This is a genomic window from Pseudomonas sp. T8, assembly GCF_024610635.1.
Taxonomy (GTDB): Bacteria; Pseudomonadota; Gammaproteobacteria; order Pseudomonadales; family Pseudomonadaceae; genus Aquipseudomonas; species Aquipseudomonas chlororaphis_I.
In genome coordinates, this window is the sequence record NZ_CP102374.1 from 4,112,402 (window position 1) to 4,135,376 (window position 22,975).

The 22,975-nt window shown below is 63.2% G+C and carries 7 protein-coding genes; 1 reads left to right on the top strand and 6 read right to left on the bottom strand.

The window, feature by feature from the left end; genetic code table 11:
- Positions 1-4 precede the first annotated feature (4 nt).
- From NRG23_RS18445 to NRG23_RS18470, 6 genes are all read right to left on the bottom strand, one after another.
- Positions 5-865 carry an ABC transporter ATP-binding protein gene (locus tag NRG23_RS18445; RefSeq protein ID WP_101281612.1) on the bottom strand — a complete coding sequence of 287 codons (861 nt, stop codon included), beginning with the start codon at positions 863-865 and terminating at the stop codon, positions 5-7.
- 5 nt (positions 866-870) lie between these two features.
- Complete coding sequence (locus NRG23_RS18450; protein ID WP_009046329.1) at positions 871-1,908, bottom strand: ABC transporter substrate-binding protein; 1,038 nt, start codon at positions 1,906-1,908, stop codon at positions 871-873.
- Between the two features lie 27 nt (positions 1,909-1,935).
- Positions 1,936-2,826: a TauD/TfdA family dioxygenase gene (locus NRG23_RS18455; protein WP_053267964.1), complete on the bottom strand. Its 891-nt coding sequence runs from the start codon at positions 2,824-2,826 to the stop codon at positions 1,936-1,938.
- A gap of 329 nt (positions 2,827-3,155) precedes the next feature.
- A complete protein-coding gene (locus tag NRG23_RS18460; RefSeq protein ID WP_023969889.1) occupies positions 3,156-4,523 on the bottom strand; it encodes an HlyD family type I secretion periplasmic adaptor subunit in 1,368 nt (455 codons plus the stop codon).
- A complete protein-coding gene (locus NRG23_RS18465; protein ID WP_009046326.1) occupies positions 4,513-6,669 on the bottom strand; it encodes a type I secretion system permease/ATPase in 2,157 nt (718 codons plus the stop codon). Before NRG23_RS18465 ends, NRG23_RS18460 begins: the two co-directional genes overlap by 11 nt.
- Before the next feature lie 39 nt (positions 6,670-6,708).
- Positions 6,709-8,058, bottom strand: coding sequence for a TolC family outer membrane protein (locus NRG23_RS18470; RefSeq protein WP_009046325.1), 1,350 nt, complete (start codon positions 8,056-8,058; stop codon positions 6,709-6,711).
- Between the two features lie 358 nt (positions 8,059-8,416).
- On the opposite strand from NRG23_RS18470, the gene NRG23_RS18475 reads away from it, so the two are divergent.
- Positions 8,417-22,867, top strand: a complete 14,451-nt coding sequence (locus NRG23_RS18475; protein WP_257371588.1) for a retention module-containing protein — start codon at positions 8,417-8,419, stop codon at positions 22,865-22,867.
- Positions 22,868-22,975 lie beyond the last annotated feature (108 nt).

Here is a 22,975-nt window from a genome sequence, read left to right on the forward strand (position 1 = left end):
AGGCTCAATAAGCGATACGGATATCGGTGAAATCCAGCTCGCGCTCGGTTTCCGGCGACTGGCCTTCGTCGAACAGCAGCCGGTGGATGCGCCGCGCCGTCTGCTGGAACGCCACGCCGCCGAGGCTTTGCAGGTCGTACTGATGGCTGTGGATTTCCGCCCGCACCCGCCCCGGATGGGGCGACAGCAGCAGGATGCGATTGCCCACCACCAGCGCTTCCTCGATGGAATGGGTGACGAACAGCAGGGTGAAGCGCACCTCTTCCCAGAGCAGCAGCAATTCCTCCTGCATCTTGCGCCGGGTCAGGGCGTCGAGGGCCGCGAAGGGTTCGTCCATCAGCAGGATCTTCGGCTGCATCGCCAGGGCCCGGGCGATGGCCACCCGCGCCTTCATGCCGCCGGACAGGGTGTGCGGGTAGGCGTCGGCAAACGCCGCCAGGCCGACCTTGTCCAGGTAGTGCAGCGCGCGCTCCTCGGCCTCGCGGCGGTTGAGGCTGTTCGACGCCAGCAACGGGAACATCACGTTCTGTTTGACGGTTTTCCACGGCGGCAGCTGGTCGAACTCCTGGAACACCACGATCCGGTCCGGCCCCGGCTGGCTGACTCGCTGTCCTTGCAGGCGAATCTCGCCCTCACAGGGCTGGATGAAGCCGGCGACCGCCTTGAGCAGGGTCGACTTGCCGCAGCCCGAGGGCCCGAGCAGGACGAAGCGGTCGGCGGGATCGATTGCGAAACTGACCTGGTGGGTGGCCCGCACCACGCGCTGCGGGGTGCGGTATTCCAGGCTGACCTGGTCGACCGCCAGCAGCGCCTGCACCGCCGCGGTCGGGTTGCTGGCCGTGTGGCCTTGCAAGGGGGCGTTCATGGCGATCAGCTCCCTTGCAGCGGCGTGGTGTCCTGGAAGAAGTAGTCCTTCCACGATTGCGGCTTGTTCTTGATCGCACCCACGCGGTAGAGGAATTCAGCCAGCGGGTAGGTGTTTTTCGGGGTGACGGTGAACTCGAACTGCGGGTTGTCGATGATCTTCAGCAAGGCCTCGCGGTCGATCTTGGCCTTGGTCACGCGGATGTAGGTATCCGCCGCCGCACCCTTGTCCTTCTGGGCGAAGTCGGCGGCCTCGGCCAGCGCCTCGACGAAGGCCTTGTAGGTTTTCGGGTTCTCGGTACGGAATTTCTCGGTGGCGAACAGCACGGTCGGCGAGTTCGGGCCCAGCAGGTCGTAGGTGTTGAGCACCACGTGCACATTCGGGTTGGCCAGCGCCTGGTCCTGGAACGGCGGGTTGGAGAAGTGCCCGGTCAGCTCGGTGCCGCCGGCGATCAGCGCCGCCGTGGCGTCCGGGTGTGGAACGGCGATGGTGTACTTGTCCAGGCGATTGAATTCCTTGTCGCCCCACTGCTTGGCCGCCGCGTACTGCAGGAAGCGCGACTGCACGGAAACCCCCACCGCCGGCACCGCGATGCGGTCCTTCTCGGTGAAGTCGGCGATGGTCTTGACCTTGGGATTGTTGCTCACCAGGTAGTAAGGGAAGTTGCCCAGCGACGCCACGGCCTTGACGTTCTGCTTGCCGTGGGTGCGGTCCCAGATGGTCAGCAGCGGGCCGACGCCGGCCCCGGCGATGTCGATGGAGCCGGAGAGCAAGGCGTCGTTGACCGCCGCGCCGCCGGACAGCTGGGTCCAGTCGACCTTGATGTCGATGCCCTCTTCCTTGCCGTGCTTCTCGATCAGGTTCTGGTCGCGCACCACGTTGAGCAGCAGATAGACGATGCCGAACTGTTCGGCGATGCGGATCTCGCCTTCGGCATGGGCCGCCGTCGGCGCGACCAAGCTAGCGGCCAGCAGGCTGAAGCCCAGGCCGATGGCGGCCGCCAGTTTGCCCAGGCGCGGGAGGCGTTGAGTAGGTTGGGACATGGTGTTTCTCCTGCCGTGGGTGGCCGATCAGTAAGGGGCGTCGCCCTGGATGGTGGTGCGGTACAGCTTGCGGCGCAGGTGGCTGGGGCAGCCGGCGGCCAGGTGGATCAGCGAGCGGTTGTCCCAGAACACCAGGTCATGGGGCTGCCATTGGTGGCGGTAGATGTTTTCCGGCAGCACGCTGTGGGCGTACAGCTCGGCCAGCAGCTGGCGGCTTTCGTCTTCCGGCAGGCCGACGATGCGGGTGGTGAAGCCTTCGCTGACGAACAGCGCCTTGCGGCCGTTTTCCGGGTGGGTACGAACGACCGGGTGCACCACTTCCTGGACCTGGGCCAGTTGCTCCGGGGTCAGGGTCGGGCGCCAGTTGCCCTCGAACTTGGTCTCGCTGTAGCGCGCGGTGTAGGAGTGCGCGGCAGAGCGGCCTGCGACCGCCTTGCGCAGCGCTGCGGGCAGGCTGTCCCAGGCTTTGTGCATGTCGGCGAACAGCGTGTCGCCGCCCTCGGACGGCAGCTCCTGGGCATGCAGCATCGAGCCCAGGCTCGGCAGCTCCTTGTAGGAGAGATCGGAATGCCAGAACTTGCCGGCGTCCCCCAGGCCGATGGACTGGCCGTTCTCGATGATGTTGGAAACGATGAGGATTTCCGGGTGCCCGGCCAGCAGGAACTGCTTGAGCACGTGGATCTGCAGCACGCCGAAACGGCGGCTGAAGGCGATCTGTTGTTCGGGGCTGATGCGCTGGTCGCGGAACACCACGACGTGATGATCCAGGTGCGCGCGGTGGATACGGGCGAAATCCTGGTCGTTGACCGGCTGGGCCAGGTCCAGGCCGACGATCTCGGCACCGACGGCGCCGCTGAACGGGCGGATATCAAAAGCTTGTGCGGCGATGGGCGCGGCACTTGGGGACAGTACGGACATAAATCACTCCCACGCAGAGCACGCCCGGTGGCGCGCGCGTCGATCAGAAACTCACGGAGGTCCCGTGTGGGTTCATTTCGTGCGGCGCGCCGATTGGTCGGCAGGTACGCAGGGAGTCGACTTTATAGATATAAGAACTTAATTTTAAATACCGTTAGTGAATAACGATATGGCGATTCAGGCGGAGAAATAGTGGGGACCAAAAGGACGCTATCGCGAGCAAGCTCGCTCCTACAGGTGCATGAGTGCCCTTGTAGGAGCGAGCTTGCTCGCGAAAAGATTCAAAGATCTACGGGCAATCCCTGCCCTACGACTCTCGGGCTACGGCCTCAACGCTCGTGCAGCGCCTCGGCGCGAGCGCGGATGATCGGCTTGAGCAGGTAGCTGAGCACGCTTTTCTTGCCGGTGATGATGTCCACCGAGGCGACCATGCCGGGGATGATCAGCAACGGCTTCTCATCGGTGCCCAGGTGGCTGCGGTCGGTGCGCAGCTTGATCACGTAGTAGGTGGTCTTCTTGTCTTCGTCGGTGATGGTGTCGGCGCCGATCTGCTCCAGCTTGGCCTTCAGGCCGCCGTAGATGGTGTAGTCATAGGCGGTGAACTTGACCACGGCTTCCTGCCCCGGGTGCAGGAAGGCGATGTCCTGCGGGCGGATCTTCGCTTCCACCAGCAGGGTGTCGTCCAACGGCACGATCTCCACCATGTCGCTGCCCGGCTGGATCACGCCGCCGATGGTGTTGACCATCAGTTGCTTGACGATACCGCGCACCGGCGAGGTAACCAGGGTCCGGCTGACCCGGTCTTCCAGGGCCTTGCCGGTGGCGCTGGCCTTGTTCAGTTCGGTGCGCGCCTCGTTGAGCTGGGTCAGGGCTTCGCTGCGGAATTTGCCGCGGGTTTCGTCGATCTTGCGCTGGACTTCCTTGATCGCCGACTCGGCACGGGGGATCGCCAGGGTGGTGGCGTCCAGTTGCCCGCGGGTCTCGACTTCGGCGCGCTTGAGCCGCAGCACTTCCACCGGCGACACCGCGCCCTGGGCCACCAATGGCTCGGACATGGCGATTTCCTGGCGTTGCAGGCCCAGTTGCTGGCGGTACTGCGCCTGCTTGGAGGTGAACTCGCGCAGTTCCTGCTGCTTCTGGATCAGTTGTTCCTGCAGGCCGCCAACTTCGTCGTGCAACTGCTGGCGGCGGCTTTCATACAGGGACTTCTCGCTGGCGGCCTGGCCGGGCGCGGCCTCCAGGGCATCGGCCGGGAAGTTCAGCTCGCGGTTGTCGATCTCCGCGCTCAGGCGCTCGACCCGCAACAGCATCGACAACCGGTCGGCCTCGGTCTCGCCGACGTTGGACTTGAAGCGCGTATCGTCCAGGCGGATCAACGGCGCACCGGCCTCGACTATCTGCCCTTCCTTGACGAACAGTTCGGAGACGATGCCGCCTTCCAGGTTCTGGATTTTCTGCACCTTGGACGACGGGATCGCCTTGCCCTCACCCTTGGTCACTTCGTCGATCACCGCGAAGTTGGCCCACAGCAGCAGGAACAGGAAGAAACCGATGATGCCCCAGATGGTCAGGCGGATAACCCGCGGCGCATCCTCGATCAGCGCCTTGTTGACCTCCGGCAGGGGTTGGTCGTGCAGCGACTCGGTGCCCTTGAAGTAACGCAGGATGGAGTCCTTCAAACCCGACTTAAGCAACACTGATCTGCCCCTTCTTCAACGCTTCCATCACGACCGCTTTCGGTCCATCGGCGAGGATCTGCCCGCGGTCGATCACCAGCAGGCGATCCACCAGCGACAGCAGCGAGGCACGGTGGGTGACCAGCACCACGGTCTTGGCTTCCACCACGGCTTGCAGGCGTTGTTTCAAGCGTTCTTCACCGGTGTTGTCCATGGCGCTGGTCGGTTCGTCGAGCAGCAGGATAGGTGGGTTGAGCAACAGGGCCCGGGCCAGGGCGACGTTCTGCCGCTGGCCGCCGGAGAGGTTCTGCCCGCGCTCGCCGACCTGCAGTTCATAGCCCTGCGGGTGCAGCCGGGCGAACTCATGAACGCCGGCCAGTTCGGCGGCCTGCAGCACCAGTTCGTCTTCGACATAACGGGCGCCGGAGGTCAGGTTGTCGCGCAGGGTGCCGGCCAGCAGCTGGATGTCCTGGGCCACATAACCGATGTTGTGGCGCAATTCGCTGACGTCGATCTGCCGGATGTCCACACCGTCCACCAGCAAGGCGCCGGAGTCCGGGGTATACAGGCCCACCAGCAGCTTGGCCAGGGAGCTCTTGCCCGAGCCACTGCGGCCGATGATGCCGATCTTCTCGCCCGGCTTGATCACCAGGTTGATGTTCTTCAGCGCCGGGTTCTGCTGCCCCGGGTAGGTGAAATTCAGCTGCCGGCATTCGATGGCGCCCTGCAGCACGTTGCGGCTCAGGGGGCGCTCGTCGAAGTTGCGCTCCTGGGGCAGCTCCATCATCTGGTCGACCGAGGTCATGGTCACCCGCGCCTGCTGGTAGCGGGTCAGCAGGCCGGACAACGAGGCCAGCGGGCTGAGGGCGCGGCCGCTGAGCATGTAGCAGGCGATCAGCCCGCCCATGCTGAGGTTGCCGTCGATGATCTGGTACACGCCGAAGACGATCATGATCACCCCGGCCAGCTGCTGGATCAGCAGGGTGATGTTCATCGCCAGGCTGGAGAGCATCTTCACCCGCAGCTCGAGGCGGCCCAGGGTGCCGATGGTCTGCTCCCACTGGTACTGGCGTTCGCTTTCGGCGTTGTTGACCTTCACCGCATCCAGCCCGGCCAGGGTCTCGATCAGGCTCGACTGGCGCTCGGCGCCCAGGGCCATGGTTTTTTCCATGGTGGCGATCAGCGGTTTCTGCAGCGCGTAGCCGATGCCCAGGGCGATCGGGAAGGCCAGCACCGGGATCCACACCAGGTGCCCGCCGAGGATGGCGATCACCAGGAAGATCAGCAGGGTGAACGGCAGGTCGATCAGGCTGGTGAGCGTCAGCGAGGCGAGGAAGTCGCGCAGGCTCTGGAACTCGTGGATGTTCTGGGCAAAGCTGCCGACCCGCGCCGGCCGGTACTTCATGGCCATGCCGACGATGCGCTCGAACAGCGTGGCCGAGATGATCAGGTCGGTCTTCTTGCCGGCCAGGTCCAGGCACAGGCTGCGCAGGCTCTTGAGGATCAGGTCGAACAGGTAGGCGCCGGTGATGCCGATGGCCAGCACCCACAGGGTGGCGGCGGCCTGGTTCGGGACCACGCGGTCGTAGACGTTCATCACGAACAGCGGCGCGGCCATGGCGATGACGTTGATCAGCAGGCTGGCGGCGATGGCGTCGGCGTACAGCCAGCGCGAACGCTTCAAGGTGTCGCGGAACCAGGAGCGGGCGCGGGGAATCAGCGAGCCATGGTTGACGTCGAACTTGTGTTGCGGCTGGGCGAAGAACACTTGCCCGCTGTAATCGTCGGCCAGCATCTGGCGACTGACGCTGACCTCGCCGCCGTCGCTCTCACTGAGCAGCAGGCGGGCCTTGTCTTCGCCCAGCCAGCCGAGCAGGACGGCGCTGCGGCCGTCCTTGAGCAAGAGCATGGCTGGCATGGCGATGGCAGGAATCTGCTCCAGCTTGCGCCGCAGCAGGCGCCCCTGCAGGCCGGCGCGAGCGGCGGCGCGCGGCAGCAGCTCGGCGCTCAGGCGCTGGGACGGCAACGGCAGGCCAGTGGTCAGCATCGCCGCGCTGGCCGGCTTCTGGTGCAGAGAGCACAGGGTTAGCAGGGCATCCAGCAGCGGGTCGTCATGCATGCCGCGTGGATCATGGCTAAGTTGCACTCGACTGACTTCTGATTCCACGCTCGGCACTCTTTAACTGTCTATTTGGATGAAATGTACTCAATTCATCCCAGGCAGTTGGACCTTGGGCTTCACATCGTTCTGCACGACTGAAGCCATGGGTGCGACCACTCCCTGGCTCTTGAGCAATTCGCCCATGGTCGCCTTGATTCGATATTGAGTAAATAACTGAATGTTCTTGATTTCCGCCAACCGACGCGAGGCGGTGAACAGTTCATTCTCGCTATCGAGCAAGTCGAGCAAAGTGCGCTCGCCCAGACTGAATTGCTTCTGATACGCCTCACGCACGCTGGCGCTGCGATCGACATATTGCTGGGCGATCGGCACTTGCGCATTAGCGTTGTTCAAGGCGTTCCACGCCAAGCCTAGCTCCTCATTCAGAACTCGCAGGGCGTTGTTACGAATATCCAGCGCCTGGTTGGACTGATAGGCCTTGGACTCCAGGTCGGCCTTGTTGCTGCCGCCGGCGAACAGGTTGAAGCGCATGCGCAGCATGGCCTGCCATTCGTTGTTGTGGCCGTCGATGCCGTCCAGGTTGTTGTCGGCGGTACGCCCAAGCTCGGCATCGAAGCGCGGGTAGAAGGTCGACTTGGCGGCTTCGTACTGCTTCTCGGCGGCGACGATGTCGGATTCGGCCGAACGCAGGATCGGGCTGTTTTCCAGCATCTGGTGCCGGGCTTCGTCGAGGGTGGCCGGCAGCAGGGCCATGAAGCCGACCGGGCGCTCCAGCTGGTCCGGCATCTGGCCGACGGCGCTGAGGTAGTTGGTCTGGGCATCGGCCAGGTTGGTCTGTTCGGTGATCAGGTTATTGCGCGCCTGGGCCATGCGCGCTTCCGCCTGGTCGAGGTCGGCGCGGCTGCCGACGCCGCGCTGGGTGCGCAGCTGGATCTGATCGTAGATGCGCTCGTGATTGCGCATGTTGTCTTCGGCCAGGCGCACGAACTCGCGCCGGGTCAGCACATCCAGGTACACCTGGGCCACGGTCAGCGCGGTGCGCTCGGAAGTGCCCAGCAACGAGTACGCCCGGGAATTGACGGTGGCTTGTTGACGCCCGACCTCACTGGAGGTGGCAAAACCGTCAAAAACCATTTGCTGGAGACGTAAACTTGACTCACTGCGGTTCAGCGTCTCCCAGTGATTGCTCGATCCTGCACGAGTGGTCGGGCTGTCGGTGCCTTCACGACCATAACCGCCCAGCAAATCGACCCGCGGCAAATAGCCGCCCTTGGCTGCTTTTAGCTGGTAATCGGCTGCCAGGCGGCTGTTCACCGCGGCCTGGATTTCCGGATGGACATCCAGTGCTTTCTGCATGGCTTCAGGCAGGGTTTGTGCTTGGACAAAACTGGCGGCAAGCAAGAAGGGTAAGGCTTTGAACAACTGCGGACGCATAGAGGAGGTTCCCAGGACTTCTTGTCCCAAATCACAGCAAAACGAGGTGCTGCATCGGATGATGGCAACCGGAATGACCGTATATCGGAAAGTTCAAACCATGAACTGGATCACACACTTTTAGACAGGTCGCCGCATGAATATCAATGTGACATTACCTTGACGATTGTTTAGGATGACACCCAGAAGGTCAATAGTTTGGCATATGGTTAATAGCAAAAAAATATAGCCAATTTATTGACAAGCATTCGCGTCAAAATCACGTATTTCTACACTCTGAAGAACGTCCAGACTGCGTCGGCGTATGCCTGTCAGGAACATGGAAGTCTACTGAACGGTACCCCCCGGAGAATCCTCAATGAGCAGTGTTGTTGCTACCGTCAAAAGCATTGTTGGCCAAGTTTTCGTCGTATCCCCTGAAGGGGTTCGCCGCGTACTCGTTGAGGGTGATCGCCTGTATGTAGGCGACCAGGTCGATACCGGCCTGTCGGGCGCCGTCAGCCTGGAGCTGGCCGATGGCCGGACCCTGGACCTGGGCCGTGAGACGCAATGGAGCGGCAGCGCTCCAGACTCCAGCACCGACCTGGCCGAGGCCGCCGAGCAGGCTGCGCCGTCCGTCGCTGAGCTGCAGCAGGCAATCGTCGCCGGCGCGGACCCGACCACCGAGCTGGAAGCCACCGCGGCCGGCCCGACCGCCGCGGGTACCGGCGGCGCTGCTGGTGGCGGCCACAGCTTCGTGATGCTCGACGCCACCGCGGGCCGGGTCGACCCGACCATCGGCTTCCCGACTGCGGGCCTCGGTGCGGCGGGCACCGCAGCGCAAAACACCACCGGCGCGCTGACCACCAATGACAACAGCACCACCAGCGAGATCCTGCGCGACTCGACCCTGACCCTGAGCGCAACCCCCTCCATTACCGAGGCCGGCGGCGTACTGGTGTACACCGCCACGCTGACCCAGGCACCGTTGACCGGCCTGACCATCACCTTGTCCAACGGCTCGGTGATCGTGATTCCGGCCGGGCAACTGACCGGCACCGTCAACGTTCCGCTGGCACCGAACGACACCGTCTATAACGACCCGAAACAGATCAGCGTGGGCGTCACCGGCACCACCGGCGGCGGTGGCCTGGTCGTGACTGTCGACCCGACACCAGCCGTCACCCAGGTCACGGACACCGTGGACACCACCACCGTGACCCTGACCGCGGGCTCCAGCGTGACCGAGGGTGGCCAGATCACCTATACCGCGACCCTGACCAACCCGGCGCAGACCCCGGTCACCGTGACCTTGTCCAACGGTTCGACCATCACCATCGACGCCGGACAGACCGTCGGCACCGTGGTAGTCGATACCCCACCGAACGATGTCTACAACAATGGCAGCACCGTCAGCACCAGCATTACCGACGCCAGCGGCGGCAACTTCGAGAACCTGGTGCCGAACCCGACACCGGCGGTGACCACCATCACCGACTCGCCGGACACCACCGGCCTGACCCTGACCGCCAACGGTACCGTCGTCGAAGGTGGCCAGATCACCTACACCGCGACCCTGACCAATCCGGCGCAGACGCCGGTCACCGTGACCCTGTCCAATGGCTCGATCATCACCATCGACGCCGGCCGGACCGTCGGCACCGTCGTGGTCGATACCCCGGCCAACGACGTCTACAACAACGGCAGCACGGTCAGCACCAGCATTACCGGCACCACCGGCGGCAACTTCGAGAACCTGGTGCCAAGCACCACGCCAGCGGTGACCACCATCACCGACTCGCCGGACGCCACCGGCCTGACCCTGTCGGCCACCGGTACGGTCGTGGAAGGTGGCCAGATCACCTACACCGCGACCCTGACCAACCCGGCGCAGACCCCGGTCACCGTGACCCTGTCCAACGGTTCGACCATCACCATCGACGCCGGTAAAACCACCGGCACCGTGGTAGTCGATACCCCGGCCAACGACGTCTACAACAACGGCAGCACGGTCAGCACCAGCATTACTGGCGCCACCGGCGGCAACTTCGAGAACCTGGTACCGAGCACCACGCCGGCACAAACCACCGTGACCGACTCGGTGGACAACACCGGCCTGAGCCTGACCGCCACCGGCAGCGTTGTGGAAGGCGGCCAGATCACCTACACCGCGACCCTGACCAACCCGGCGCAGACCCCGGTTACCGTGACCCTGTCCAACGGCTCGACCATCGTGATCGAGGCCGGCAAAACCGTCGGCACCGTGGTGGTCGATACCCCGGCCAATGACGTTTACAACAACGGCAGCACAGTCAGCACCAGCATTACCGGCGCCAGCGGCGGCAACTTCGAACAACTGACACCCGACACCACGCCGGCGCAGACCACCATCACCGACTCCGTGGACGACACCGGCCTGAGCCTGTCGGCCAGCGGCTCGGTCGCCGAAGGCGGCTCGATCGTCTACACCGCCACCCTGACCAACCCGGCCGGCACGCCGGTCACCGTGACCCTGAGCAACGGAGCGGTGATCACCATCGCCGCCGGCGCGACCACCGGTTCGGTGAGCGTTGCAGCGCCTGCCGACGACGTCTACAAGGACGCCGGCAAGGTCGAAGCGACCATCCAGGACGCCACTGGCGGCAACTTCGAGAATCTGGTTCCGAGCACCACGCCGGCAGTGACGGACATCACCGACACCATCGATACGTCGACTGTTTCGCTGACCGCGACTCCGTCTGTGGCTGAAGGCGGCACCGTGGTGTACACCGCGTCCGTAACCGCTCCAGTGACTGGCTCGCCGGTTGTGGTGACCCTGTCCAATGGTCAGACCATCACCATTCCGGTCGGCGAGTCCTCCGGCTCCGTCAATATCACGGCACCTAACGATGCTCTCGCGGGCGGCAGCTCCCTGAGCGCGACCATCACCGGTGCAACGGGCGGTAACTACGAGAAGCTGGACGTCGACGCCAAGCCTGCCGAGACCTCGGTGACCGATACTCCGGACACCACCAATCTGAGCCTGACAGCGACTGACACCGTCGCTGAAGGCGGCTCGATCATTTATACCGCGACTCTGACCAACGCCGCTGGTACGCCAGTGACCGTGACCCTGTCGAATGGTGCAGTGATCACCATTGCTGCCGGCGCTACCACGGGCTCCGTCACCGTCGCTGCTCCAGCTGATGATGTGTACAAAGATGCCGGCAAAGTCGAAGTCAGCATCAAAGAGGCTGCTGGCGGCAACTTCGAGAACCTGGTTCCGAGCACCACGCCAGCCGTTACCGACGTGACTGATACCATCGACACCTCGACCGTCAGCCTGACTGCGACGCCTAGCGTTGCTGAAGGTGGCGTTGTCGCTTACACCGCGTCCGTGACAGCACCAGTGACTGGCTCACCTGTAGTCGTAACCCTGTCCAACGGTCAGACCATCACCATTCCGGTCGGCGAGTCTTCCGGCACCGTCAATATCACGGCACCTAACGATGCCCTCGCAGGCGGCAGCTCCCTGAGCGCGACCATCACCGGCGCAACGGGCGGCAACTACGAGAAACTGGACGTCGACGGCAAACCTGCCGAGACGTCGGTTACCGATACTCCGGACACCACCAATCTGAGCCTGACAGCGACTGACACTGTTGCCGAGGGTGGGTCCATTGTTTACACCGCGACTCTGACCAATGCAGCCGGGACTCCGGTAACCGTAACTCTGAGCAACGGTGCAGTGATCACTATCGCCGCCGGTGCTACTACCGGCTCCGTGACCGTCGCCGCCCCTGCGGATGACGTTTACAAAGACGCTGGCAAAGTCGAAGTCAGCATAAAAGAGACCTCTGGCGGTAATTTCGAGAATCTCGTTCCAAGCACCACTCCTGCTGTGACTGATGTCACCGACACTATCGACACCAGCACCGTTTCGCTGACCGCTACTCCGTCTGTGGCCGAAGGCGGCACCGTGGTTTACACCGCGTCCGTGACCGCGCCGGTTACTGGTTCGCCAGTAATCGTGACCCTGTCCAACGGCCAAACCATCACCATCCCGGTGGGCGAGTCTTCCGGCACTGTGAACTTCACGGCACCCAACGATGCTCTCGCGGGCGGCAGCTCCCTGAGCACCACCATTACCGGTGCAACCGGCGGCAACTACGAGAAGCTGGATGTCGACGGCAAGCCTGCCGAGACCTCGGTTACTGATACGCCAGATACCACCACCCTTAGCCTGACTGCGACCGACACCGTCGCTGAAGGTGGATCGATCGTTTACACCGCGACCCTGACCAATGCCGCTGGTACGCCAGTGACCGTAACCCTGTCGAACGGTGCGATCATCACCATCGCAGCGGGCGCTACTACTGGTTCTGTCACCGTCGCCGCCCCTGCGGATGACGTTTACAAAGATGCCGGTAAAGTCGAAGTCAGCATCAAAGAAACTGCTGGCGGTAACTTCGAAAACCTCGTTCCGAGCACTACGCCTGCTGTGACTGATGTCACCGACACTATCGACACCAGCACCGTTTCGCTGACCGCGACTCCGTCTGTGGCTGAAGGCGGCACCGTGGTGTACACCGCGTCGGTCACCGCTCCAGTGACTGGCTCGCCTGTAGTCGTGACCCTGTCCAATGGCCAGACCATCACTATTCCTGTAGGTGAATCGTCCGGCACCGTGAACTTCACCGTGCCAAACGATGCCCTGGCGGGCGGTAGCTCCCTGAGCACCACCATTACCGGCGCTACCGGCGGCAACTACGAGAAGCTGGATGTTGATAGCAAACCGGCTGATACCTCGGTCACCGATACGCCAGATACCACCACCGTTAGCCTGACAGCGACTGACACTGTCGCTGAAGGCGGTTCGATCGTTTATACGGCCACCTTGACCAACGCCGCCGGTACGCCAGTCACCGTGACTCTGTCGAACGGTGCGGTAATCACCATCGCAGCCGGTGCGACCACAGGCTCTGTGACCGTCGCGGCTCCAGCCGATGACGTCTACAAAGATGCCGGTAAAGTCGAAGTCAGCATCAAGGATGCTGCAGGCGGTAACTTCGAAAACCTGGTACCAAGCACTACCCCAGCTGTGACTGATGTCACTGACACCATCGATACCTCGACCGTCAGCCTGACCGCGACTCCATCCGTGGCAGAAGGCGGCGTTGTCGTTTACACCGCGTCCGTGACCGCTCCAGTGACCGGTTCGCCGGTGGTGGTCACCCTGTCCAACGGCCAGACCATCACCATTCCGGTGGGCGAGTCGTCGGGCACCGTGAACTTCACCGCGCCAAACGACGCCCTGGCGGGCGGTAGCTCCCTGAGCACTACCATCACTGGCGCGACTGGCGGTAACTACGAAAAACTCGATGTCGACAGCAAGCCGGCCGACACCTCGGTGACCGATACCCCGGACACCACCAATCTGACCTTGAGCGCCACCGAAACCGTGGCTGAAGGTGGTTCGATCGTTTATACCGCGACCCTGACCAATGCGGCCGGAACGCCTGTGACGGTCACCTTGAGCAACGGCGCGGTGATCAACATCGCCGCTGGCGCAACCACGGGCTCCGTGACCGTGGCCGCACCGGCCGATGACGTTTACAAGGACGCGGGCAAGGTCGAAGCGACCATCAAGGACGCTACCGGCGGCAACTTTGAAAACCTGGTGCCAAGCACCACGCCTGCCGTCACCGATGTGACCGATACCATCGACACCTCGACCGTCAGCCTGACCGCAACCGCGACCGTCGCCGAAGGCGAAACCGTGGTCTACACCGCATCGGTCACTGCTCCAGTGACCGGCTCGCCGGTGGTCGTAACGCTGTCGAACGGCCAGACCATTACCATCCCGGTAGGTGAAAGCAGCGGGTCGGTGAACTTCGTTGCCCCGAACAGCCCGCTGGCCGGCGGCAGTTCCTTGAGCACCACCATCACCGGTGCGACTGGCGGTAACTACGAAAAACTCGATGTCGACAGCAAGCCTGCCGACACCTCGGTTACTGACACACCAGATACCACTACGCTCAGCCTGACAGCGACCGACACCGTCGCCGAGGGTGGTTCGATCGTTTACACCGCGACCCTCACCAACGCCGCGGGCACGCCAGTGACCGTGACTCTGAGCAATGGCGCGATCATCACCATCGCAGCTGGTGCGACCACAGGCTCCGTCACTGTCGCGGCGCCAGCTGATGATGTGTACAAGGACGCTGGCAAGGTCGAAGCGACTATCCAGGACGCCACCGGCGGCAACTTCGAGAATCTGGTGCCGAGCACCACACCAGCTGTGACTGATGTCACCGATACCATCGACACTTCGACTGTTTCGCTGACCGCTACTCCATCTGTGGCTGAAGGCGGCGTTGTTGTTTACACCGCGTCCGTGACTGCTCCAGTCACCGGCTCGCCGGTGGTCGTCACCCTGTCGAATGGCCAGACCATCACTATTCCGGTTGGCGAATCGTCCGGTACCGTGAACTTCACCGCGCCAAACGATGCCCTGGCGGGCGGTAGTTCCCTGAGCACCACCATCACCGGCGCTACCGGCGGCAACTACGAGAAGCTGGATGTTGATAGCAAGCCAGCGGACACCTCGGTCACCGATACACCGGACACCACCACCCTCAGCCTGACTGCGACCGATACCGTCGCCGAGGGTGGGTCCATTGTTTACACCGCGACCCTGACTAACGCCGCGGGCACGCCGGTTACCGTGACTCTGTCGAACGGCGCGGTGATTACCATCGCCGCCGGCGCCACCACAGGTTCCGTGACCGTTGCAGCCCCGGCTGACGATGTGTACAAGGACGCGGGTAAAGTCGAAGTCACCATCAAGGATGCCGCTGGCGGCAACTTCGAGAATCTGGTGCCAAGCACCACGCCGGCCGTTACCGATGTGACTGACACCATCGACACTTCGACTGTCAGCCTGACGGCAACTCCGTCTGTGGCTGAAGGCGGCACCGTGGTTTACACCGCGTCCGTGACTGCGCCAGTGACTGGCTCGCCAGTCGTGGTCACCCTGTCGAATGGCCAGACCATCACCATCCCAGTCGGCGCCAGCAGCGGTACCGTGAATTTCGTAGCGCCTAACGACGCCCTGGCGGGCGGCAGCTCCTTGAGCACCACCATCAAGGAAGCTACCGGCGGTAATTACGAGAAGCTCGACGTTGATAGCAAACCGGCTGAAACCTCGGTTACCGACACCCCGGACACTACCACTCTGAGCCTGACGGCGACTGACACTGTCGCCGAGGGTGGGTCCATTGTTTACACCGCCACCCTGACCAATGCGGCCGGCACGCCTGTAACCGTGACTCTGTCGAACGGTGCAGTGATTACCATCGCAGCAGGCGCTACCACAGGTTCCGTGACTGTCGCCGCCCCGGCTGACGATGTGTACAAGGACGCTGGCAAAGTCGAAGTCAGCATCAAAGAGACTGCTGGCGGTAATTTCGAGAATCTGGTGCCGAGCACCACGCCAGCGGTCACCGATGTCACTGACACCATCGATACGTCGACCGTCAGCCTGACCGCGACGCCTAGCGTTGCTGAAGGTGGCGTTGTCGTTTACACCGCTTCCGTAACGGCTCCAGTGACTGGCTCGCCAGTAGTCGTAACCCTGTCCAACGGACAAACCATCACCATCCCGGTCGGCGAATCTTCCGGCACTGTGAACTTCACCGCACCAAACGACGCCCTGGCTGGCGGTAGCTCTTTGAGCACCACCATTACCGGCGCAACGGGCGGCAACTACGAAAAACTCGATGTCGACAGCAAACCTGCCGAGACCTCGGTTACTGATACGCCAGACACCACGAACCTGACCCTCAGCGCGACAGACACCGTGGCTGAAGGCGGTTCGATCGTTTACACCGCGACCCTCACCAACGCGGCCGGCACTCCGGTAACCGTGACATTGTCGAATGGCGCGGTGATTACCATCGCCGCGGGCGCAACCACAGGCTCCGTGACCGTGGCCGCCCCTGCCGATGACGTCTACAAAGACGCTGGCAAGGTTGAAGTCAGCATCAAGGACGCCGTAGGCGGTAACTTTGAAAACCTGGTGCCGAACACCACGCCGGCTGTCACCGACGTGACCGACACCATCGATACGTCGACTGTTTCGCTGACCGCGACTCCGTCTGTGGCTGAAGGCGGCACCGTGGTGTACACCGCGTCGGTCACCGCTCCAGTGACTGGCTCGCCAGTAGTCGTAACCCTGTCCAACGGACAAACCATCACCATCCCGGTCGGCGAATCTTCCGGCACTGTGAACTTCACGGCACCCAACGATGCGCTGGCCGGCGGTAGCTCCCTGAGCACCACCATTACCGGTGCAACCGGCGGTAACTACGAGAAGCTGGACGTCGACGGCAAGCCTGCCGAGACCTCGGTGACCGATACTCCGGACACCACCAATCTGACCCTCAGCGCGACAGACACCGTGGCTGAAGGCGGTTCGATCGTTTACACCGCCACCCTGACCAATGCGGCCGGCACGCCTGTAACTGTGACTCTGTCGAACGGTGCAGTGATTACCATCGCTGCTGGCGCGACCACTGGCTCTGTCACCGTCGCAGCGCCTGCTGACGATGTATACAAGGATGCCGGCAAGGTCGAGGCGACCATCAAGGACGCCACCGGTGGCAACTTCGAGAATCTCGTTCCGAGCACTACTCCAGCGGTCACCGATGTTACTGACACCATCGACACCAGCACCGTTTCGCTGACGGCCACGCCGTCCGTGGCTGAAGGCGGTGTCGTTGTTTACACCGCGTCCGTGACTGCTCCAGTCACTGGTTCGCCGGTAGTGGTCACTTTGTCCAACGGCCAAACCATCACCATCCCGGTTGGCGAATCGTCCGGTACCGTGAATTTCACTGCGCCTAACGATGCACTGGCGGGCGGCAGTTCCTTGAGTACCACCATCACCGGTGCGACTGGCGGCAATTACGAAAAACTCGACGTTGACAGCAAACCAGCTGACACCTCGGTCACCGATACGCCAGACACCACCAATCTGACCCTCAGCGCAACTGACACTGTCGCTGAAGGTGGTTCTATTGTTTACACCGCGACACTGACCAACGCGGCTGGCACTCCGGTGACCGTAACGCTCTCCAACGGTGCAGTGATTACCATCGCAGCCGGCGCCACCACGGGCTCCGTGACCGTGGCCGCTCCTGCGGACGACGTCTACAAAGATGCCGGTACCGTAGAAGCCACAATCAAGACAGCTACTGGCGGCAACTTCGAGAACCTGGTGCCGGGCACTACGCCTGCGGTCACCAATGTGACCGACACCATCGACACCAGCACCGTTTCGCTGACGGCAACGCCGTCCGTGGCTGAAGGTGGCACTGTGGTCTACACCGCGTCCGTGACAGCTCCAGTGACCGGCTCGCCAGTCGTGGTCACTCTGTCCAATGGCCAGACCATCACCATCCCGGTCGGCGCCAGCAGTGGCACCGTGAACTTCGTGGCCCCTAACGATGCCTTGGCCGGCGGCAGCTCTCTGAGCACCACCATCAAGGACGCCACCGGCGGCAACTACGAGAAGCTGGCAATCGACAGCAAACCGGCGGATACCTCGGTCACTGATACTCCGGACACCACCAATCTGAGCCTGACAGCGACTGACACCGTCGCCGAAGGCGGCTCGATCGTTTACACCGCGACGCTGACCAATGCCGCTGGCACGCCAGTGACCGTGACTCTGAGCAATGGCGCGGTCATCACCATCGCCGCCGGCGCCACCACCGGTACCGTGACCGTGGCCGCTCCAGCGGACGACGTCTACAAAGACGCCGGCACCGTGCAAGCCACGATCCAGACCGCCACTGGCGGCAACTTCGAGAACCTGGTGCCGAGCACTACGCCGGCTGTGACCAACGTCACCGACACCATCGACACCAGCACCGTTTCGCTGACGGCCACGCCGTCCGTGGCCGAAGGTGGCGTCGTGGTCTACACCGCATCGGTCACCGCTCCGGTGACTGGCTCACCAGTCGTGGTCACCCTGTCCAACGGCCAGACCATCACCATCCCAGTCGGCGCCAGCAGCGGTACCGTGAATTTCGTAGCGCCTAACGATGCCCTGGCGGGCGGCAGCTCCCTGAGCACCACCATCAAGGACGCCACCGGCGGCAACTACGAGAAGCTGGCAATCGACAGCAAACCAGCCGACACCTCGGTGACCGATACGCCGGACACCACGTCCCTGACCCTCAGCGCCACCAACACCGTGGCCGAGGGCGGCTCGATCGTTTACACCGCGACCCTGACCAATGCGGCCGGCACTCCGGTGACAGTGACCCTGAGCAATGGCGCAGTGATCACCATCGCCGCCGGCGCTACCACTGGCACCGTAACCGTGGCCGCTCCTGCCGACGACGTCTACAAAGACGCCGGCACCGTGCAAGCCACGATCCAGACCGCCACCGGCGGCAACTTCGAGAACCTGGTACCAAGCACCGCACCGGCTGTGACCAACGTCACCGACACCATCGACACTTCGACCGTCAGCCTCACCGCGACCTCGAATGTGGCCGAAGGCGGTACCGTGGTTTACACCGCATCGGTCACCGCTCCGGTCACCGGCTCACCAGTCGTGGTCACCCTGTCCAACGGCCAGACCATCACCATTCCGGTCGGTGCCAGCAGCGGTACTGTGAACTTCGTAGCGCCTAACGATGCCCTGGCGGGCGGCAGCTCGCTGAGCACCACCATCACCAACGCCACCGGCGGCAACTACGAAAAACTGGCGGTCGACAGCAAGCCTGCCGACACCACCGTGACCGACACCCCGGACACCACCAACCTGACCCTCAGCGCCACCAGCACCGTGGCCGAAGGCGGTTCGATCGTCTACACCGCGACCCTGACCAACGCCGCCGGCACGGCCATGACCGTGACCCTGAGCAACGGCGCGGTGATCAATATCGCGGCCGGTGCCACCACCGGCACCGTGACCGTGGCCGCGCCGAGCGACGATGTGTACATCGACGCCGGCAACGTCAGCGCCAGTATCGCCAGCACCACCGGCGGCAATTTCGAGAACCTGGTGCCAAGCACCACGCCGGCCGTGACCAGCGTCACCGACACCATCAACACCACCACCGTGAGCATCAACGGCAGCACTTCGGTCACCGAAGGCCAGGCCGCGACCTACACCGTCAGCCTGACCAGCCCGGCGCAAACCGAGGTCACCCTGAAGATCAGCTACAGCGGCACCGCCGCCGACGGCTCGGACTTCACCGGCGTGTACACCGTGAAGATCCCGGCCGGCGCCAGCAGCGCCAGCTTCAACGTCGCCACCATCGACGACAAGATCACCGAGGGCACGGAAAACTTCGTGGTCAAGATCGACTCGGCCACCGGTGGCAACTTCGAGAACCTGGTGGTCAGCGGCACCAACGGCAGCGTCACCACCTCGATCATCGACAACGATGCGCCACCGGTCCTCGACCTGGATGCCAACAACTCCAGCGGCGCCACCGGGGCCGACTACAAGGTGACCTTCACCGAAAACACCCCGGGCGCAGGCGTGTCGATCGCCGACACCGACCTGAGCATCACCGACCCGGACAGCACGATGCTGACCGGCGCCACCATCGTGCTGACCAACCGTCAGCCGGGCGATGAGCTGAACCTGGGCAACAGCGTCAACGGCATCACCATCAATGCCAACAGCCAGGCGGGCACCATCACCCTGACCCTGTCCGGCAATGCGACGCTGGCCGACTACATGCAGCAGATCAAGAACATCACCTTCACCAACAGCAGTGAGGACCCGAGCACCACGCCGCGGACCATCACCGTGACCGTGACCGATGGCAGCAATTACTCCAACACGGCTACCACCACGGTCAACGTGGTGGCGGTGAACGACGCGCCAGTGGCCACCGGCGGCGCCGTGACCGGCACCGAAGACACCGCCCTGACCCTGACCTGGGCCACCTTCGGCGTCAGCGACGTCGACAGCCCCGCGACCAGCCTCGGGGTGAAAATCACCCAGCTGCCGGGCGACGGCAAGCTGCAGTACCTCGACGGCTCGACCTGGAAGGACGTGGCCACCAACCAGACCTTCAGCAAGGCCGATATCGACGCCGGCAAGCTGCGCTTCACCCCGGATGCCAACGAATCGGGTGTCGACGGCTACAACGGCAGCGGTGTGGGCAACCAGCAGGCCGACTACGCGCAGATCAAGTTCCAGCCAACCGACGGCCAGGCCCTGGGCAACACCGGCACCGTGAAGATCGACATCACCCCGGTGGCCGATGCGCCGACCCTGGGCGTGGCGAGCAACAGCGTGAACTCCATCGGCCTGCTCAAGGAGTCCTGGACCAGCCTCAACGGCCTGGGCACCAACGGCAACGGCATCACCGGCGACACGCTCAAAGCGGTCTTCGACAGGTCCGGCAACCCGACCAGCAGTTCGGTGGTGACCAACGCCCAGTCCGATGCCAGCGTGACCGGCGGCAGCGGCTCGAAAACCTCCGGCCTGATCTACCTGGAAGCCGGCAAGACCTACAGCTTCAGCGGGGTCGGCGACGACAGCCTGCTGATCACCATCGGCGGCAAGAACGTGGCCACCGCGACCTGGGGGGCCGGCGGCAGCATCAGCGGTTCGTTCACCCCGACCACCAGCGGCTACTACACCCTGGACATCTACCACGCCAACCAGAGCGGTCCGGGCAGCTATGACGTCAACCTCTCGGTCAATGGCAGCACGCCGGTCGACCTGAGCAACGCCAACATCCCGATCTACCCGAGCGAAACCGCGCTGAACAATGCCGGCGTCACCCTTTCCGAGCTGCACGGCAGCAACGGCGAGGGCTACTACGACGGCTACAAGCTCAACGAAGGTGCCGAGGGTGGCAGCGTCAAGCTGTCGAAGATCACCACCGCCCTGACCGATACCGACGGCTCGGAAAGCCTGAGCGTGAAGATCGGCGGTATTCCGGCAGGTTCGGTGCTCAGCGATGGCGCCGGCCATACCTTCACCGCCAGCGCCAGCGTCGGCGAGGTCAATGTCACCGGCTGGAACCTGGGTACGCTGACGATCACCCCGCCGTCGCACTACAACGGCTCGTTCAACCTGACCGTAACCTCGACCTCCACCGAGTCCCTGGGCGGTTCGGCCAGCAGCACGGCGCAGATCCCGGTCACGGTGTACCCGGCGACCTACAGCGCCAGCGTCGCCACGGCGGGCGATGACAACTTCGTCGGCACCGAGGGCAACGACATCATGGTCGCCGACGTCGCCGGCCTGAACGTGGTGCAGGGCAAGAACTACAACATCGCGTTCATGGTCGACAGCTCGGGCAGCATGAGCGATGCCTCGCTCACCGCCGCCAAGAACTCGCTGACTACGGTGTTCAACACCCTGAAGAACAGCCTGGGCAGCAGCACCTCGGGCACCGTGAACATCTTCCTGGCGGACTTCGATACCCAGGTCAACAAGCAGATCTCGGTGAACCTCAACGATCCGAACGCCCTGACCCTGCTCAAGTCGGTCCTGGACTCCATGGCGTCCGGCGGCGGCACCAACTACGAGGACGTGTTCAAGACCACGGCCAACTTCTTCCAGAGCAGCGCGGCCACCAGCAATACCAACGCCACCAACCTGACGTACTTCATTACCGACGGCAAACCGACGTTCTACCAGGCCGGCGAGCAGACCAACCCGACGCTGTACTGGGGAGGGGCGAAGCTCGACGACGTCGTCACCACGTCCAACTACAAACTGGGGGACACTTTCTCCAAGCAACTGGACAGCACCCATGTACTGCAAATCAACAGTGATGGCGCCGTCACGCTGCAAACCTATAACAGCTGGTGGAATAGTTGGTCTGCCTCCAACCTGGGCACCCTGCACGCCCAGGGCGACGGCACCTACGAGCTGTCCTACCAGACCGGACCGGGTTCCTACACCGACAGCGCCACCATCAACAACTCCAACAGCGGCTTCGCCCTGCTGAGCAACCTGTCGCAGGTGGAAGCGATCGGCCTGAACAACGACGTCAGCCTCAACGACCTGAAGCCGTACGACACCGACAGCACCCCACAGACCAACATCGACCCGTCGAACCTGGCCAACGCGATTCTCGGCCATACCGAGGCGACCATGCCGGGCGCCGACACGGTCAACGGCGGCAACGGCAACGACATCCTGTTCGGCGACCTGGTGAGCTTCAATGGCATCGCCGGCGAGGGCTACCAGGCCATGCAGGCCTTCGTGGCACAGAAGACCGGCGTGGCCGCGAGCAGCGTCACCACCAGCAACGTGCACCAGTACATCACCGAGCACTACACCGAGTTCGATGTCTCCGGTGCCCATGACGGCAATGACACGCTGCTGGGCGGCGCCGGCAACGACATCATCTTCGGCCAGGGCGGCAACGACCTGCTCGACGGCGGCAAGGGCAACGACATCCTGCTGGGCGGTACCGGCAACGACACGCTGATCGGTGGCGCGGGCAATGACATCCTGATCGGCGGCTCGGGTGCCGACACCTTCGTCTGGAAGGCTGGCGATACCGGCAACGATGTGATCAAGGACTTCAAGGCCAGCGAAGGCGACCGTATCGACCTGCGGGACCTGTTGCAGGGCGAGAGCGCCAGCACCATCGACAACTTCCTGAAGATCACCACGGTGGACGGTACCTCGACCCTGCAGGTCAGTTCCGAAGGCAAGCTCAACGCGGCTGGCGGCATCGCCAACGCGGACGTGACGATCAAGCTGGAGGGCAACAACTGGTCCAACACCAACATCAACTCGCTGATCGCCGGTAGCGACCCGACCATCAAGATCGATCACAACAACAGCTGATCCACGGTCGACCGGCCACCCGTCCTGGGTGGCCGGTTCTTCCCACCGTGACGATTTTGCCGCCACGTCGCATACTCGCGACCAAAGCGCGCCGTTGGCCTATGCTGC

Coding starts and splice junctions, on each gene's coding strand:
- NRG23_RS18470 (WP_009046325.1), bottom strand. CDS start 8,058: ATGCGTCCGCAGTTGTTCAAAGCCTTACCCTTCTTGCTTGCCGCCAGT.
- NRG23_RS18445 (WP_101281612.1), bottom strand. CDS start 865: ATGAACGCCCCCTTGCAAGGCCACACGGCCAGCAACCCGACCGCGGCG.
- NRG23_RS18475 (WP_257371588.1), top strand. CDS start 8,417: ATGAGCAGTGTTGTTGCTACCGTCAAAAGCATTGTTGGCCAAGTTTTC.
- NRG23_RS18450 (WP_009046329.1), bottom strand. CDS start 1,908: ATGTCCCAACCTACTCAACGCCTCCCGCGCCTGGGCAAACTGGCGGCC.
- NRG23_RS18455 (WP_053267964.1), bottom strand. CDS start 2,826: ATGTCCGTACTGTCCCCAAGTGCCGCGCCCATCGCCGCACAAGCTTTT.